The 17,025-nt window shown below is 45.5% G+C and carries 9 protein-coding genes; 7 read left to right on the top strand and 2 right to left on the bottom strand.

Going from position 1 to position 17,025, the window contains the following annotated elements; translation table 11 throughout:
- Positions 1 to 59 precede the first annotated feature (59 nt).
- The 5 genes from AC23N5_RS20255 to AC23N5_RS20235 all read left to right on the top strand — a co-directional run bounded on the left by AC23N5_RS20255 (position 60) and on the right by AC23N5_RS20235 (position 10,178).
- Positions 60 to 3,284 (top strand): SusC/RagA family TonB-linked outer membrane protein, encoded by a 3,225-nt coding sequence (locus AC23N5_RS20255; protein WP_487757011.1) that lies wholly within the window; start codon positions 60 to 62, stop codon positions 3,282 to 3,284.
- A gap of 18 nt (positions 3,285 to 3,302) precedes the next feature.
- Entirely contained in the window at positions 3,303 to 5,156 is a 1,854-nt protein-coding gene (locus tag AC23N5_RS20250; protein ID WP_487757010.1) for a RagB/SusD family nutrient uptake outer membrane protein, read from the top strand.
- 89 nt (positions 5,157 to 5,245) lie between these two features.
- Positions 5,246 to 6,010: a glycosyltransferase family 2 protein gene (locus tag AC23N5_RS20245; RefSeq protein ID WP_487757009.1), complete on the top strand. Its 765-nt coding sequence runs from the start codon at positions 5,246 to 5,248 to the stop codon at positions 6,008 to 6,010.
- A 76-nt stretch (positions 6,011 to 6,086) separates the two neighbouring features.
- On the top strand, positions 6,087 to 6,740 hold the full coding sequence (locus AC23N5_RS20240; RefSeq protein WP_487757008.1) for a hypothetical protein: 654 nt from the start codon (positions 6,087 to 6,089) through the stop codon (positions 6,738 to 6,740).
- Positions 6,741 to 6,764: 24 nt separating this feature from the next.
- Entirely contained in the window at positions 6,765 to 10,178 is a 3,414-nt protein-coding gene (locus AC23N5_RS20235) for a VCBS repeat-containing protein (RefSeq protein ID WP_487757007.1), read from the top strand.
- A gap of 21 nt (positions 10,179 to 10,199) precedes the next feature.
- On the opposite strand, the gene AC23N5_RS20230 is transcribed toward AC23N5_RS20235, so the two are convergent.
- Both AC23N5_RS20230 and AC23N5_RS20225 read right to left on the bottom strand, forming a co-directional pair.
- Positions 10,200 to 11,570: a sensor histidine kinase gene (locus AC23N5_RS20230; protein WP_487757006.1), complete on the bottom strand. Its 1,371-nt coding sequence runs from the start codon at positions 11,568 to 11,570 to the stop codon at positions 10,200 to 10,202.
- Entirely contained in the window at positions 11,567 to 12,244 is a 678-nt protein-coding gene (locus AC23N5_RS20225; RefSeq protein ID WP_122929110.1) for a response regulator transcription factor, read from the bottom strand. Before AC23N5_RS20225 ends, AC23N5_RS20230 begins: the two co-directional genes overlap by 4 nt.
- Positions 12,245 to 12,428: 184 nt before the next feature.
- Here AC23N5_RS20225 and AC23N5_RS20220 point away from each other — a divergent pair, with 184 nt between their 5' ends.
- Both AC23N5_RS20220 and AC23N5_RS20215 read left to right on the top strand, forming a co-directional pair.
- Positions 12,429 to 13,811 (top strand): TolC family protein, encoded by a 1,383-nt coding sequence (locus AC23N5_RS20220; protein WP_487757005.1) that lies wholly within the window; start codon positions 12,429 to 12,431, stop codon positions 13,809 to 13,811.
- Positions 13,812 to 13,829: 18 nt separating this feature from the next.
- On the top strand, positions 13,830 to 17,021 hold the full coding sequence (locus AC23N5_RS20215) for an efflux RND transporter permease subunit (protein ID WP_487757004.1): 3,192 nt from the start codon (positions 13,830 to 13,832) through the stop codon (positions 17,019 to 17,021).
- Positions 17,022 to 17,025: the final 4 nt, after the last annotated feature.

Raw genomic sequence — 17,025 nt, 5'->3', positions numbered from 1 at the left:
CAACTTAATAATCCCAATTTCTTATGACAAAAGTGAGCTACAAACTCAGTTTGCTAAGAATGCCTCTGGCTATGCTAATCGTGGGTCACACGATGAGCAGTTATGCCCAAGAAGCAACTCGGTGGCAAGCACGTCAAGAAAGCAAATCGGTGGTATTTGCTAAACTCCAACCTGAGCGCAACTCAGGGAACCTGGCGATTACCGTCAAAGGTAAAATCACAGACGAGCAAGGGCAGCCTCTGCCTGGCGTAAGTGTGGTGGTCAAAGGAACCTCGGTAGGTACATCCAGCGACATCAACGGTGCTTATTCTATCAATGTTACCGATGAAAAAAATGCCACGTTGGTATTCTCCTTTATTGGTTATCTTTCGCAAGAAGTACCAGTAAGCAACCGTTCAAGTGTCAATATAACTTTGGCCGTTGACGTAAAATCACTCAACGAAGTCGTAGTCGTTGGATACGGTGTGCAAAAGAAAGAAACCATAACTGGGTCAGTTGTGAGTGTAAAAGGAGCAGATTTGGTAAAATCACCAGCCGTTAACCTTTCCCAATCACTTGCTGGACGTTTACCTGGGGTTGTTGCTACCAACCGTAGTGGTGAGCCAGGAAATGACGGAGCAGGAATTCGTATCCGTGGTTCAAACACCTTAGGAAACAACTCCGCACTTATCGTAATCGACGGTATTCCTGGTCGTGAAGGGGGCTTAGACCGTATCAACCCGAACGACATCGAAAGTATCTCCGTTTTGAAAGATGCCTCGGCCGCTATTTACGGTGCTCGTGCAGCAAACGGGGTTATCTTGATTACCACTAAACGTGGGAAATCAGGTAAACCAGAGCTTTCGTACTCGTTCAACCAAGGTTGGTCTCAGCCTACGAAACTTCCATCGTTGGCAAATGCAGCCCAGTACGCCGAAATGCTAAACGACTTGGACATTTACGGTTTACCAGCATCAGAATGGTCGGCTGCTACGGCGGCTTACAAATCAGCGGGGGTTTACACAACAGCTGCTGGCGCACAACGTAAGGCGCCTTACCAACCTGATGATTTCAAAAAATACCTTGATGGCTCTGATCCATGGGGACACCCAAATACTGATTGGTACAGCGCTACGCTCAAAAACTGGTCGCCACAGACACGCCACAACGTACAACTAAACGGTGGTAGTGAAAACGTGAAATACTTGGCCTCATTGGGTTACCAAAATCAAGACGGAAACTACATCAACTCCGCAACAGGCTATAAGCAATACGATTTCCGTATTAACCTCGACGCAAAAGTAAACAAGTTCATCAACGTGAACTTGGGCGTAACAGGTCGCCAAGAATCCCGTTCTTACCCAACCAAAAGCGCGGGAGCTATCTTCCGTATGTTGATGCGTGGTAAGCCAAACCAGCCTGCCTACTGGCCAAATGGATTCCCTGGTCCTGACATCGAAAACGGTGAAAACCCAGTAACCATTACTACCAATGCTACTGGATATGACCAAGACAAGCGTAACTACCTACAAACCAATGGACAGTTGGACATCAAAATTCCTGGTGTTGAAGGTTTGAAATTTACAGGAACCGCCTCTATTGACGTTTTGTCAAGAAATCAACGCCGTTGGGAAACACCTTGGACGTTGTATGAGCGTGGAAGTGGCTTTGAAGCAGATGGTGTAACTCCTAAGCTCGTCGCTAGTAAGCGCGGACCAGCAGAACCACGTTTGACACTCACAAACACCAACCAGCTTAACGTTTTGTTAGGTGGTGTTTTCTCCTACGAGCGTAATTTTGCGGGTCACGGAGTTACTATTTTGGCGGGTACAAACAAAGAAACAATCCAAGGAGACAACTTCAACGCGTATCGTCGTTACTTCCTTTCTACTGCCCTTGACCAAATCTTTGCAGGTGGTGACTTGGAAAAAAACAACGGTGGTGGCGCATTTGAGCGTGCTCGTTTGAACTACTTCGGTCGCGTAGCTTATAACTACAAAGAGAAATACTTGGCTGAGTTCTTGTGGCGTTACGATGGCTCTGATATGTTCCCTGCTGCTACTCGCTACGGGTTCTTCCCAGGCGCGATGGTGGGCTGGGTGCTTTCTGAAGAAGAATTTATCAAGAAATCACTTCCAGTTTTTAACTACTTGAAACTCCGTGCTTCATACGGTCAAATGGGTAACGACCAAGTGTATTTGCCAAATACCGAAACTCTTGCTACTTACCAGTATTTGTCAACCTACGGTTTCCGCAGCTACATTATCAACAACACGGAAACAAAAACGTTGTTTGAAACTCGCGTTCCGAACAACAGCATCACGTGGGAAGTGGCAAACAATGCTGACATCGGTTTGGAAGGTCAGTTGTTGGGTGGAAAAATCAGCTTTGAATTTGACGTATTCAACAACAAGCGTACTAACATCTTGTGGTTTAAAAACGCATCAGTTCCTCAGTCAACTGGTTTGACATTGCCTGCTCAAAACATCGGTGAAGTATCTAACAAAGGATGGGAATTTAGCCTTGGCTACCGTAACCAATCAGGTCCGTTCAAATACAGCGTAAACGTAAATGGAGGATATGCTCAAAACAAAATCTTGTTCTGGGACGAAGCTCCAGGTGCTCCAGATTGGCAACGTACAACTGGCAAACCTATCAATGCTGTACAAGCTTACATCTACGATGGTGTGTTTAAAGACCAACAAGAAATCAATGAAAACAAAATTGATTACAAATCTATCGTAAATACCCTCCGCCCTGGTGACATGAAGTACCTTGACTATAACGGCGACGGTAAAATCACGCCTGATGACCAAGTACGTACAACGTTCAACAACATTCCTAAATTCCAAGGAGGTATTAGCTTGATTGGTAGCTACAAAGGATTTGACTTAAACATCTTATTCCAAGGTTCTACTGGTGCCAAGCAATACGTTAGTCCAGGTGAAATGGGTAACATCGGTAACTACTTGTTAGATATGTACACAGATCGTTGGACGGTTGAAAATCCAAGCAGCGTACACCCACGTATTGCAAACCGTAGTGATCAGTACTTCTCTGGTGGAAATACCTATTGGTTCAAGAGCCGTGATTATATTCGTTTGAAAAACTTTGAAGTAGGTTATACCCTACCATTCTCTCTAACGAACAAAGCGGGCATGAACAACTTCCGTCTTTACGTTAACGGATTGAACTTGTTTACAATCAGCAAATTCAAAGAGTTTGACCCAGAATCAGACTCAGCTTCTGGACAGTACTATCCACAACAGCGGATTATCAATGCTGGTCTATCAGTTACATTCTAATTTTCCCAAAGAAACACGATGAAAGGATTCAAATATTTATCTATCACTGCCGTTTCAGCTGCTTTATTTCTTTCTGGCTGTAATGGCGACTTTGTCAACACCAAACCTTTAGATCAGCTTTCTGAATCGACGGTATGGACCGATGCGGCTTTAAGTGAGGCTTTTGTAACCGAAATTTATGCAGGGTTTGGACAGGGTGGTTTTAATGAGCAAATGCTTGCTTCTTTGACCGACGAAACCCTCTTTACTCACCCAGGTCGCGGTATTACAACCATCACTGAGTCTCGTTCAAACCCTGCCGATATTGGTTGGGTAAACGGTACACTTAGCTGGCAGCAAATGTACATTCGTATTCGCGCTTGTAACTTAGCACTTAGCAAACTTGAAAAACCTCTATTTAACGATGCAACCCTTGTTGATCGTTTGAAAGGAGAAGCCAAGTTTATGCGTGCTTATTACAACCACCAATTGCTACGCTATTACGGAGGTTTTCCTGTTGTAGAGCGTCCATACGAACTAGGTGAAGCTGACTACTTAGCAGAACGTAGTACCTTTGAGCAATGCGTAAACGCTATTACGAAAGATTGTGACGACGCAGCTACGTTGTTGAATGGAAAGTCATTGGCGTCTGGCCGTGCCAACCGTGCGGCAGCTTTGGCTCTCAAAGCTCGCATACTTACCTATGCAGCAAGTGATTTGCACGATATGACCAAAGCAAAAGCAAAGTCAACAGTATTAGCAAGTTTTTCAAAGCCTGAGCTAATCGGCTACACCAGCGGCAGCCAAGCTGACCGTTGGCAAAAAGCCAAAGATGCGGCTAAAGCAGTATTAGACTTGTCTGGCTATGGCTATGCGCTCACTTTGTCGGCTCCCGCGTCAAAAGATGAAGGAACTGCCAACTACCATAATATTGCTATGGCAAGAAACGGTGGGGAGAAAGAGCTATTGATGGCACGTTATTTCATTAACGCTAAACAAGAAGACGGTGGTCGCCAAGGATTGTTCAACGGTCCTAACGGATACCACAACTGGGCTGGAAACACGCCTATTCAGTTGATGGTGGATGACTACGAAATGATGGACGGTAGCAAGTTTGATTGGAGCAAAGCAGAACATGCTTCAAAACCATACGACAACCGCGACCCACGTTTCTACGCTTCTATCTTGTATGATGGTTCTAACTGGAAGCCACGTACGGCTGACGTAGCAGCAAAAGATCCTGCAAACCAAATCCAAACTGGAACGTACGAAGTTTCAAGCGGAAGCTCAAAAGTTCCGTTCTTCGGTTTGGATACACGTAAGTCGTCGGTAGAAGACTGGAACGGTAGCTACACGGGTTATTATGCTCGTAAGTTTGTAGATCCTAGCCCTGCGATTGTAGATCAAAATACGTGGCAACAAATTCCTTGGCCTGTATTGCGTTATACCGAAGCGATATTCAACTACGCTGAAGCGTGTATCGAATTGGGTCAAGATGCAGAAGCACGTACGTGGCTCAACAAAATCCGCTTCCGTTCGGGTATGCCAGCACTTACTGAGTCGGGCGATGCACTTCGTCAGCGTTTCCGCAACGAAAAGCGTATCGAAATGTACATGGAAGAACAACGCTACCACGATACACGTCGTTGGATGATTGCTCCAACAACCCTCGGACGTAAAGCCAACGGTATCAACGTAACAGGTACATTGAAAGCAGGTAAAACTGTGACAATTTACAAGTACGACCCAACTAGCTACGATTACACATACAAAGTATTTGAAATCGACCCAGGTAAAGAAAACCGTGCTTGGTTGGACAAAATGTATTATTTGCCAATTCACCGCGATGAAATGAACCGTAACAGCAAGTTGGTTCAAAACCCTGGTTACTAGGATATTTCATAGCAGTTACCTATTTGAAAAAATCTACCTCTGCTTTAGAGGTAGATTTTTTCTTTTATTTTTGAGAAAATGTACGTTTCATGACGCGGCTATTGTCTATCATTACCATTACTTATAACGCGGAAGCTTTTTTAGAACGCACCCTCAGAAGTATATCTGCCAACTTGGCTTCTCTTGCTCCCGACCAACGCTCCCTTCTCGAATATATAATCGTGGATGGGTCGTCAAAAGATACTACGTTGGCCATCGCGCAGTCGTATCATTCAATCATAAATAAGCTTGTTTCGGAACCCGACAAAGGCTTGTACGATGCCATGAACAAAGGGCTAAAATTGGCAACGGGTGAGTACGTTTGGTTTATGAACGCAGGCGACGAAATACATGACAATGAAGTACTTGCACGCTTGTTTCCGCTGCTATCCGCAAAAGCCGATGTCTATTACAGCGACGCTTTGTTTGTAAACAACGATGGCTCCACCGTTGGCCTTCGCTCCCAAGTGACGCCCCACAGTCTGCCTCGGCAACTTACTTGGCAAGACATGGCCCTGGGGATGAAAGTATGCCATCAGGCTTTTATTGCCAAAAGGGCTTTGGCTCCATTGTACAATGTACAAAATCTTAGTGCTGATATCGGCTGGGAAATTGACATCTTAAAAAAATCACACCAAACTTACTTGGTAGAATTTGTTTTGTGTAAATACCTCACGGGAGGCATTTCGGTACAAAAACACCGAAAATCACTCATTGACAGGTTCAATGTTCTATCAAAACACTTTGGCTTTTTACCAACGCTTTGGAACCACGTTCTTATTGTACTAAGAAGTATTTTACGAAAAATAAATTAACCCACTTAATCTGAGCTTGACCATGAAGGCAGTTTGTTTATCTTTAGTAATAGTAATGCTGTACTTCATTCACCCAATGAAGGCCCAAGAGTTTTTTAAGGTAAAAGCTGGCGAAGACCCCAAAAAGGCAATCCCCAACTCGGTACAATATCTTTATCCACAATTTCAACCAGGACGAGTTATTTTTTATAATGGAAATAACACAAACGCCCAGCTTAACTATAACTTGCTTTTAGGAGAGATTCACTTTGTAGGGACACAAAATGACACTCTATCACTCACCAATGAGCAACTTATTAAGATGATTATTGTAGGGAAACAACCTTTTGTTTTTGCCCCCAAATATGGTTACTTGTTCATCGAACCCAACGATTCTTCGTCCGTTCGGCTTGGTAGAAAACAGCAATTTAGGTTAGCTAATCTGGAAAAAATTGGGGCATATCAACAATCAACAGGAGTCTCTTCCATACGAACATTCACTATTTTTTCCAACAGAAACGGCTCCATCCAAAAGCTTGACCCCAAAGGCGATGTTGTCTTTAGTAAAAACACTACTTATTACTTTGTTGACAAAAACAACAGTTGCTACAAAGCGTCAAAATCATCGCTTTTCAAAATACTCCCTAAGTATAAAAAACAGATTACGAATTACTTACAAGAAAAAAGACCCGACTTTAGAAATGAAAAAGACCTAAAAGATATTATTGAATTTTGTCGTCAATTCACCTAGTTTACCTTCGATTTCCACTTTTTTATGAAGCTAACATCTACTCTTTATATAGCCTGTGTTGCCCTTTTCCTTGGCGGTTGTACCAATTCTCCCAACAATCAAAGCGCCCAAGAATCCAACGAACCCACGCTTTTTACGCAGCTAACCGCCGAGCAAACGGGGGTTGACTTTCAAAACATCATCAACGAAGGACTCAATACCAACGTGTTGATGTACGAATATTTCTACAACGGCGGTGGCGTGGCCGTGGGCGATCTCAACGGCGATAAGCTCGAAGACCTGTATTTTACGGCCAACATGAGCGATAATAAACTGTACCTCAACCGTGGCAACATGAAATTTGAGGACATTACGCTTCCGTCGGGAGCTGCTGGGCGCTCGGGACCGTGGAAAACAGGTGTGACCATGGCCGACGTCAACGGCGATGGGCGATTGGATATTTACGTGTGTCACTCGGGCAATTTGATGCCTGAGAAAAAAGCCAACGAACTGTTTATCAACCAAGGTAACAACGCTCAAGGCATTCCTACCTTCGTAGAACAAGCCGCTGAATATGGTCTCAACAGCATGGCATCAAGCACCAACGCGTATTTCTTTGACTACGACCTCGATGGCGATTTGGATTTGTTTTTGCTCAACCACAACATCAAATCGTTGCCCGTGCTGAATGAATCCAATAGTGCCGAATGGATAAAAATGAATGATGAGGTAAGTGGCTCTCGGCTTTTTAGGAACGATAACAAACGGTTTACCGACATTACTACCCAATCGGGCATCAATAGTTCACCGCTGTCGTATGGTTTGGGGGCGGGAATCGCCGACTTTAACCAAGACGGTTGGCCTGATATTTACGTAAGTAATGACTATACTATCCCCGACCGCCTCTATATCAACAACCAAAAAGGAGGATTCAACGACCAACTTGGGCAGTCGATGGGGCATATTTCGCAGTTTTCGATGGGGAATGACGTAGCAGACGTGAACAACGATGCCTTACCCGATATTTTCACCCTCGATATGTTGCCCGAAGAAAATCGACGCCAAAAACTCTTGATGGCCCCCGACAACTACGAAAAGTTTGACATGACCGTGCGCTCGGGTTTTCAAAAGCAGTTTATGCGGAATATGTTGCAACTTAACCTCACCCCCTGCCCCCCTCTCCTTTCAGGAGAAGGGGTATTGAACCCTCGCCTGAAAGGAGAGGGCAGGGTGAGGTTTTCCGAAATCGGCCAAATGGCGGGGATTTCCAACACCGATTGGAGCTGGGCCGCCTTGTTTGCCGATTATGACAACGACGGCTGGAAAGACCTCTACATTACCAACGGCTACTTACGCGACTATACGAACCTCGATTTTCTGAAATACATGAATGAGTTTCAGCAAAATGCGACCAACGTAACCCGCGACGACGTGATGAAGCTCGTGCAACAGATGCCCGCCTCGAACGTGGTCAATTATGCCTATAAAAACAACAAAGACCTGACCTTCAAAAACGTTGGTATGGCTTGGGGATTGGGTCAACATTCCAACAGCAATGGTGCGGTATATGCCGATTTGGACAACGATGGCGACTTGGACTTGGTCGTTAATAACATCAACGCCCCCGCTTTTATTTATCAAAACGACGCCAACAAAAAACTCCAAAACCACTACCTCAAAATCAGTTTGGCTGGTTCAGAAAACAACCGTTTTGGAATCGGTGCCAAAGTGACCATTTTCCAAAAAGGCCAACCTCAGTACCTCGAACAAATGCCCATGCGTGGGTATCAGTCGAGCGTGTCGGGTGTGCTCAATTTTGGATTAGGGACAAACGCCACCGTTGATTCGCTGCACGTGACTTGGTCCAACGGCAAACAACAGCGTCTTACCAAGCTTAAAGGTGACCAATGGCTAACGCTGAATGAGAAAGACGCGACGTTGAATCCTTTTAAGACTACCGCTCCCGCGCCGCTTTTTCAACCTACCTCCTCGTCCATTGCGTACCAACAACCCTCAACAGGCTTCAATGATTTCAAACGTCAGATTTTGATGGTCAACCCACAATCGTACGTCGGGCCGTGTCTTGTCAAAGGCGATGTGAATGGCGATGGCCTCGAAGACGTCTTTGTGGGAGGTGGAAACGGGCAAGCAGGGGCCTTGTTTTTACAACAAAAAGGCAGTTCGGACGCAGCTCCGCGTTTTGCAAAAAAATCCCAGCCTGCTTTTGAAATGGATGCGAAAAGCGATGCTTCGGACGCCGTGTTTTTTGATGCCGACGGCGATAAAGACCTTGATTTGTACGTTTGCCACGGAGGCTATGCCAATTTTCAGCCCAACGACCCGCTTTTGCAAGATGCCCTTTACCTAAACGATGGCCAAGGAAATTTCACCAAAAACGCCGCCGCACTTCCTTCAATGCCCGTAAGCACAAGCTGCGTTCGGGTAGCAGATGTGAATGGCGACGGAAAACCTGATTTGTTTGTAGGTGGGCGAGTGGTACCTGGAAGTTATCCTGAGACTCCGCAAAGTTTTATACTCAGCCCTATTGGCGGCTCAAATGGGGTTACTTTTAAAGATGTAACAGCTAGTATAGCTCCTGAAGTGAAAAAAATGGGTATGGTAACGGATGCCGTTTGGCTTGACCTCAACAGTGATAAAAGACCTGAACTAATTGTGGTGGGCGAATGGATGCCCGTAACGGTGTTTGAAAACGTCAATGGCAAATTGGAGAACAAAACGGATGCCTATTTTGACCAAAAATACAGCGGTTGGTGGAACAAATTGTTGGTGGATGATTTCAACGGCGACGGAAAAATGGATTTGGTTGTGGGGAATTTGGGGCTAAACTCGCAAGTAAAAGCCTCGAAAGAACAACCTGCCGAATTGTACTTCAAAGATTTTGACCAAAACGGCCGAATTGACCCCATTTTGTGTACCTACATCCAAGGGAAAAGCTACCCTTATGTCACGCGTGATGAGTTGATTGGACAACTTCCGATTATGGGCAAGCGCTATACCGATTACAAAACGTACGCCGACGCGACACTGCAAGATGTTTTTGACTCGTCGGAGTTGAGTGGTGCGGGGCATTTGGAAGCCACTCATCTTGCCACTACTTTGTTTATCCGTGGTGCCGACGGTAAATTTGCTCCACAAGCCCTTCCGCTCGAAGTCCAAGCATCGCCTGTTCATGCGTTGGTAGCTTTGGATTATAACAAAGACGGTAAAAAAGACCTGCTGCTTTGCGGAAACCAATTGCATACTCGCTTGCGCTTTGGACATTACGACGCCAATTTTGGGGTGCTTTTACACAACAACGGCCAGGGGAAATTCAGTTATGTTCCGCAGGCTCGCTCAGGCTTTATGTTGCAAGGCGAAGTTCGCAGTGTTCTTTCTGTTACTAATTTCCTCTTCTTTGGGATTAATCAGCAGGGGGTAGTTTCGTATAAAAGCAATTAGCGAACGTCAAAAGAAAAGGAGTTAAACCTTTAACAAAGAAGTGGGCAAACTCAGCGACACGGTTGTTCCCTGATTCGGGACGGATTGGATTTCTAACTTACCTTGGTGAATGGTCATCACTTTATTCGCCAAGGTAAGTCCCAATCCAAATCCTTTGATGTCACCTACATTTTCAGCACGCATCATTGGCAAAAAAACCTCATCAAGCTGAGACTCAGGAATGCCAATACCTTTATCTACCACCTCAATAACAGTCCATTGTGGTTGATAATCTAACTGAACTAAAACAGGCTGATGCGCAGAATATTTACACGCATTGTCAATGATGTTGATTAAAACTGTTCGGAGTAAACTATTATTTCCGACAACTTTAATGACAGAACTATGTTCAATAAAGGCATCGCTCAATTGGAGGTCAACAAGTTGCGATGGGTACTTTTCCTGAAAATACCCCATCGTATCCAAAATGGTATCGACAACATTTATATCCTCTTGCAAACGACTGTCTTTTAAACCTTCTACTTCGGTCAGCTGTAACAGCACCGTTGCCAGTTCGATGGCACCTTCCAAACGTACGAGGGCTTTTTCGGTACTTTCGCGGGTAGTTGCCAGCGATTTATCGTAGGCCAAACTTGTTTCTAACATTCCCTTCACAACCGTCAATGGTGTCCGAATTTCGTGCGAGGCATAACGAATAAAATGCTCATGACTACGCATTGATTGCTGCAACCGATTCAACAGCAAGTTGAAGGCGTCGGCCAAATAACTCGCCTCGTTGGGCTTTGTATTGTCGTATTGCAACCGAAACGAGAAGTCATTTACACTCGCCCCATTGATTTGCCGAATCAATCGGTCAAAAGGTTGCATGGCCCGTTGGGCAAACAAAAAACCCACAAAAACGATGATGACCAGCGCAATGTTGTTGCCCGCAATTAAAGTCAAGATGAGGTTATCTCCCGTTTGTCGCCCCGTCAAATCATAGGCCGTGACGATTGCAACGTACTTTTCTCCCTTATTGATAAACGAAAGGGCTACCCCTTCCATCGGGTATTCCCAAGTGGAAGTGTTGTAACTAAAATAAACCTCTCCCTTGCGGGCTTCTTGAAGTATTTTGGCCGACGGGACGTATGCTTCCGAAGTCGAATATACCCGCTTGTTTTTTGAATCAAACAATGATTCATGCTGATCGAGCAGCGTCAAATAGCTGGATTGCCAGAACTCATTTCGGCTTTTGAAATACGACTGAATTGCAAGCGCTCTTCGCTGCAAACGGGTTTTCATCAGCGAACGGCGGTTGGTTTCGTAGGCTTGGTAGATAAAAAGTGAAAATAAAAAAAGGAGGGTCGCAACCAATAGACCAAATGCGATGGTTATTCTCTGTTTAATTCTCATGGTTCTAGCCCTATCATGTAGCCTACGCCAAAAACAGTGTGTACCAACTTCGGTTCTTCGGTATCAATTTTTCGACGCAAATAATTGATATAGACATCCACCACGTTGGTATTGGTGTTAAAATGAATATCCCAGACATTCTCTTGAATATTCACCCGACTCATAACGCGTCCTTGGTTTATCAGTAGGTATTCAAGTAGCGCATATTCACGTGCCGTAAGGATAATACGCTTTCCTCCTCGCCACACCTGATGCGAGTCGGTATCAAGCACCAAATCCGCTACTTCGAGGCGTTTGGGTACCATTGGCTGAACAGAATGGCGGCGAGAAAGCGCTTTAAGTCGAAACAATAATTCTTTAAAAGCAAAAGGTTTTGTCAAATAATCGTCTGCACCTGCCTCAAAACCAGCGACTTTATTATCTAAGCTACCCAAAGCCGTGAGTAATAAAACGGGAATAGCTGGCCAATTTTGTTTGATATAATGACACAAATCGTAGCCGTTCATTCCAGGAAGACTTACGTCTAAAACAACCACATCAAAGCGATGGTCATTGACAAAACTTCGGCCAATTGTCCCATCAAAAGCCAACGTTACGGAGTTTCCTTCTGAGTGTAAGCCTTTCTGAATGAACTGGGCAAGCTCCGCGTCGTCTTCTACTACTAATACATTCATAACACGTTATGGCATGGTTTTTCAACTTCATTAATACCGCTAAAGTAACCAATTTATCCCCTTGAATGGGTTTTTAATCAAATTCTAATAATTGTCTAATTAGCCTCTAATGGAATGGGTACGTACTTTGGGAAATCGTTGTAAGTGCGCCAATTTACCAACACCATTTACCTTTAACCAACACATGATAGCGGGTCGTCTTTATCACTATTTTGCTTTTTTGCTTGTGCTATTCAGCGCAAACAGCCTTCATGCCCAGACACTTACATTAGAACAAGCCATCGAGTTGACGATACAACATTATCCCACCATTGCTGCAAAAAGGGCGGCCTTAGATGCCGCCCGAACCAATGCCGCTGTGATGCGTGAAAACCGACTTCCCAACGTACGGTTGCATGATCAAATAGACCTAGGCACCGCCAATGGCATGTCGGGTTCGTATTTTTCACTTGGGCTTATTGTCCCCACTTCTGGCGCTCGAAGAGGTGTCAATCGTATGGACTTAGCTTCGGGAAACATTGCCCTAGCGAGCATGGATTGGGAGATTTATAATTTTGGCAGGTACAAATCAGAAGACCAGCTTGCTCGTACCGAAGCAGTGGTGGGGGAATCCATTCTGGAGAAAGAAAAGTTTCAATTACAGCAATTGGTCATCGGAACCTACCTAGAAATGCTTCGGTTTGGGCAGCAGTTAAGCATTGAACAGCAGAACATTGCCCGCATTGATACCGTCCGACGAATCATCACCAACCTTGTCAACAATGGCATCAAAGCAGGGCTAGACTCCTCGCTCGTAAGGGTACAAGTATCAAAAGCACAGATAGCGTATCGTCAGGTATTAGAAAATTACTACCAAGCCCAAATACGACTGGCCACGCTCACGGGCAAGCCCGTCAATGCCCTGAAAATAGACACCACACTTCGTATTCAATCTTCTTTGGAAAGTCTTCGCCCAACCGACGTTTCGGCCAATCATCCCTTACTGAAATACCAAGAAAGCATCGTACGGAGGCAGTCAGCAGAAATAGACGTCATTCGGAAAGCGGCCATGCCTAGGGTGTCCTTCTTAGCCGCTGCATCGGCACGGGGTTCAAGTATCAATGTGGAAAATAAGTACGGCCCGCTGCCCGCAGGCTTGGTGTATAGCCGCGCCAATGTCCTAACGGGGCTGGCCATTACAGTCAATTTGATGGATTTTCGGCGGGTAGCCAACCGTATTCGGTTGCAGCAATACCGCGTTCAGGAAGCGAATTTCCAACAAGCATCCGAACAACTCCAATTGCAAAACATCTCCACGACAGCCGATTCGGTATTGGCTGTTTTGCAACACGAGCTCCACGATTTTTCGAGTTCGCTTCGTGCCGCCTCTGATGTGTATCAGCAACGCTTGTCGCGTTACCAAAATGGTTTAGATAACATACTTGGCCTAAGTGAATCCCTCCAATTACTGACGTCGGTTGAGAAAGACTACCTAGCGACGCAGCATCGTTCGGTCGCTCTGCTGTTACAAAAAGCGTACGTTACCAACGATTTTGACTCATTTTTTAAGCTTTTCAAACACCGATAGCCCCCATCATTTGTCGTTATGTCGCTCCTATCCACTTCATTAAAACGTCCATTATCCGCACTCGTGCTCATTGGGGGAATGCTCATTTTTTCCATTTTGGCCTCTACCAGAATCCCCATTGATATTTTTCCCAAGCTTAACTCCCCCGTGATTTACGTTATCGAACCCTACGGAGGGATGTCGCCTGCTCAAATGGAAGGTTTTTTTGCGACACGTATGCAAGACCAGTTTTTGTATGTGTCGGGTATAAAAGAAATCCAAAGTCGCAGTGTACAAGGACTGACGATTGTCAAATTAGCGTTTTACGAAGGCACTGACATGGCCCAAGCGGCGGCCGAAGTGGCGATTCAGGTAAATCGTGCCATGAAATTTTTTCCCCCAGGTGCTTTACCCCCCCAAGTAGTGCGGTACGATGCGTCGTCGGTACCGATTGGCGATTTAGTCTTTAGTAGCAAAACGCGGGCGCTGAAAGAAATCCACGAATTGGCCGTTACCCGCATTCGCCCCCTTTTCTCAACCATTCCTGGACTTTCAGCGCCCCCGCCAATTGGTACCAATTCCCGAACGATTGTCATCAACCTTAACCCCGAGAAAATTCGCAGCCTGCATGTGTCGCCCGATGAGGTCGTAGATGCTATGGCCACCAACAATGTCATGACGCCGTCGGGAAATATTCGGGTAGAAAACAAATCGTACATCACCACCCTCAACTCGCTCGAAGACAAGGTGGAAGATTTTAACCAAATTTCGATTGTTACCAAAGGCCACCGCAGCATTTTTTTGAAGGACGTAGCCACCGTTTCAGACGGCTCAGACGTGACGGCGGGCTATGCGTTGGTCAACGGAAGTCGGTCGTCCTATATTCCTGTCGTAAAAACAGCCGATGCCTCTACTTGGGATGTGGTTACGAAATTAAAGGCAAAATTGCCCGAAATGCGCAGTCTATTGCCCGACGACATCGAGGTTTCGTACGAGTTTGACCAGTCAATTTTTGTAATCAATGCCGTCAAAAGTCTTTTGTTTGAAGGTGGGCTTGGCGCCATTCTTACGGGCCTGATGGTTTTGCTTTTTCTGGGTGATTGGCGCAGTTCTTTGATTGTCATTTTAACTATTCCTGTATCGATAACCATTTCTGTTTTTTTGTTGAATTTGGCAGGTCAGACCATCAATATTATGACGTTGTCTGGCCTGTCTTTGGCGATTGGTATTCTGGTAGATCAGGCCACGGTCACCATCGAAAACATTCACCAACACCTAGAAATGGGCAAGCCTAAAAAGCAGGCTATTTTTGAAGCTTGCCAAGAGGTTGCTTTGCCGTTGTTGTTGATTCTGTTGTGTATTTTGGCGGTTTTTGCCCCTTCTTTTCTGATGACAGGCGTCCCCAAGGCCATGTTTTTGCCGCTTTCGCTTTCGATTGGCTTTGCCATGACCGTCTCGTATTTTTTGGCACAAAGCTTAGTTCCGATTCTTTCCAATTATTTAATCAAAGTCCACCACCAACCTAAAGGCCCTGATTTTGAAGCAAAACCCAGCTTTTTTGATTCCCTAAAAAATGGATTTATTCAACAAACCCAGCAACTACTGAGGTTCAACGGCTGGATGGTGACGGGCTATACTGTGCTGGTTTTGGTATTGGCAGGGCTTGGTTTTATGTTCATTGGGAAAGACATGTTACCGCAAATCAACGGTAAACAGATGGTGATTCGGATGAAAACCCCCGACGGAACGCGGCTCGAACGCACCGAAGAACGCGTAAAGAAACTGTTGGAGGCCGTCGATGAGGTTTCCGAAGGCAACCTTGCCGTTTCGTCGGCTTATGTGGGGGTCGTTCCTACCAATTATGCAACCACCAACCTCTACGTAAGCACTAGCGGGTCGAACGATGCGGTGATTAAAGTAGCCCTAAACAACGACTACCATGTCAATATGCAGGATTTTAAGGAACAGCTGCGAACCACCGTGGCAGAAAAAATGCCCGACCTCACCCTGTCGTTTGAGCCTGCTGACCTGACCGAAAAATTGATGAGCCAAGGCGCTTATACTCCCATCGAAGTACAAGTGGCAGGACGAGACATGAAACAAATTGAGGGCTACGCCAACAAGCTAGTCACTCAACTGGCTCATGTGCCTTTTTTGCGCGACGTTCGTATCATTCAACCGCTCAAATTTCCTGTTATTAATATCCGCTTAGACCGCCGAAAATTGGCCTTGATGGGCTTATCTCTACAGGACGTCACTCGTTCGGTTACAGCCTCCACCTCATCTAGCCGTTTTACCGAAAAAAACCAATGGCTCGATAAACAGTCGGCCTATACGTATCAGGTACAGGTACAAATTCCCGAATATGCCATGAGCAACCTTACACAATTAAAAGAAATTCCGCTGGTTGCGGGGCAGGTTCGGCCCGTTTTGTCGGACGTGGCTGTTTTTTCAATGGATACTTTACCAGGAGAATACGCGCGCACAGGCCCTCGGCGCTTTGTAACCGTTTCGGCCAACATCCACCACAAAGATTTGGGGAATGCCACCAAAGCCGTCGAAAAATCAATGGCCGAACTAGGCGATACCCCGAAAGGACTTCTTACCGAAATCAAGGGAATGTCGTCTTTGCTTATCGAAACCCTCCAAAGCTTACAAGAGGGGCTTGCCATCGCGATTTTGGCCATATTTTTATTATTGGCGGCTAATTATCAATCATTTAAACTTTCTATTGTCGTCTTATCAACGATTCCCGCTGTGTTAGTGGGAGCCATTGGACTATTACTGTTAACGGGCAGCACCCTCAACCTACAATCATACATGGGCATCATCATGTCGGTTGGGATTTCGGTGGCCAACGCCATTTTAATTGTTACGAATGCCGAACAACTTCGTATGCTGTACCACAATGCCAAACAAGCCGCCATCGACAGCGTTGGGATTCGACTCCGCCCTGTGCTTATGACCAGTTTTGCGATGATTGCGGGCATGGTGCCGATGGCGTTAGGAATGGGCGAAGCAGGTGAGCAGGTAGCACCGTTGGGCCGAGCGGTTATCGGTGGATTGATTGCTTCCACCTTTGCGGCACTTTACATTGTTCCGCAAGTATATGTGCTACTCCAACAAAAAACCTCCTTCGGCAACCCGTCGCTTCTGCCTGACTCTGAACCAATTCCCGATGCTGACATTACCGAAACCACATCCATCACTCATCATTCTTTAGTTCATTAATAGC

This window comes from Runella sp. R5_40, assembly GCF_057652295.1.
The sequence above is the reverse complement of the archived record's forward strand: the minus strand, read 5'-3'. Positions and strand labels throughout refer to the sequence as shown.